Raw genomic sequence first — 1,625 nt, forward strand, 5'->3', positions numbered from 1 at the left:
GCCAGTGCGGGCGGTCAGATAACACCGCCAATCATGGGGGCTGCGAGCTTCCTGATGGCTGAATATCTGGAAGTGCCTTACACCACCATCGTGATTGCAGCGATTGTGCCTGCTCTGATGCACTATATCGGCGTCATGTCCATCGTGCATTTCACCGCAAAACGCCTTGGGCTGGAAGCCTACCCTAAGGACCAGATCCCGCAGTTTGTGCAGGTTTGGCGTGAGGGCTGGTTTACCGTGCTGCCACTCATCGGACTGCTCGTAGTGCTGTTTTCTGGCTACTCGCCTAACATGGCTGCGTTTATTGGCATTTCGCTTTGTGTTGTTGTTGGCTTTTGTGCCATCGATAAGCCGCTGTCTCTGGCTGTGCCTCTTGCTTTGCTGGGTTTCATTTTCTGGAAGGCCTCGCCATATTCCGGTGAAGGTTTCTCGCCAACGATGGCCGGGGTGCTTGGCGCGCTGACCTTGCTGGGCTGTTTGCACCGCAATGAACGGCAGAGCTTTAAAGACCTGTTCGACAGCTGCCATGTGGGCGTGCAGTACGCACTGGCCGTGGGCGCAGCCTCTGCTGCTGTTGGCATCGTGGTGGGTGTGATCAACACGACCGGTGTTGGCTTCCGTCTTGGCTTTATGGTCACCAATGGCGCTGCGGATATGGCGGCCTCACTAGCACCACTGCTTGACTGGACCTCTCTGGAAGTGTTCGGGCAAGCCTCCATTCAGCAGTTCCTGTCTCTGGTTCTGATCGCTATTGCCTGTATTTTGATGGGTGCTGGTCTGCCAACAACAGCGCTTTACATCATGCTTGTCGCGGTGGCTCAACCGGCTCTGGCACAACTGGGTGTGCCCGCTTTGGCAACGCATATGTTCGTGCTTTATTATGGCGTCATCTCAGAGATCACTCCGCCGGTTTGCGCCTCAGCGTATGCTGCGGCTGGCATTGCAGGAGCGAACCCGTTCAGGACTGGTGTGAGTGCCTTTACCTTGGGGCTTGGCAAACTCATGGTGCCGATGGTGTTCGTCTATGCACCAACCATGCTGATTGTTTTGCCGGAGTACTTCACCCTCGTCTCGTTCTTGCAGGTCACGCTGACCTGTGCGCTGGGTGTGTTTGCTATTGCAACAGCCGTTTCCGGTTACTTCATGGCTCCGCTCAACGGCCTGTGGCGTGTGCTGATGTCTATTGGGGGATTGATGCTGGTTGCTCCAAGTCTGGGGTCTGATCTGGCCTCAATTCTCATCATCGCGCCTGTCTTGTTCCAGCAGGTTTCCAGCCAACGCAACTTGCAGGCGGCCACACAATGACAGAAGCTGTAGTACCTGATGTCACTGTGCTTGGTGCGGGGTTGGTTGGCATTTGCTGTGCTCTGTCTCTAGCCGAGAAAGGCTTGCGCGTGCACATGGTTGACCGGGATGCTCCCGGCCAGGCCACATCTGCCGGCAATGCAGGGATTATCTCGCCGTGGTCTGTGGTGCCGCAATCCATGCCGGGTCTTTGGAAGAAGGTGCCCGGCTGGTTGATGGATCCGCAAGGTCCGGTGACGATCAAGCCCAGTTACCTGCCTCGCGTGGCCACATGGGGCCTGCGTTTTCTCTATGAGGGACGACAGGAGCGCATTCAGCCG

At 56.6% G+C, this 1,625-nt stretch carries 2 protein-coding genes; both read left to right on the forward strand.

Annotation, left to right across the window (positions count from 1 at the left end):
* Nucleotides 1–1,305 (forward strand): TRAP transporter fused permease subunit (locus PPL9_RS24845; protein ID WP_152986828.1); only part of this gene is annotated, 1,305 nt, incomplete at its 5' end.
* Nucleotides 1,302–1,625, forward strand: a 324-nt coding sequence (locus PPL9_RS33700; protein WP_208989609.1) for an FAD-dependent oxidoreductase, incomplete at its 3' end; no start/stop codon positions are given. The genes PPL9_RS24845 and PPL9_RS33700, both read left to right, overlap by 4 nt.

Source organism: Pseudovibrio sp. POLY-S9 (genome assembly GCF_001431305.1).
In the GTDB taxonomy this organism is placed as follows: domain Bacteria; phylum Pseudomonadota; class Alphaproteobacteria; order Rhizobiales; family Stappiaceae; genus Pseudovibrio.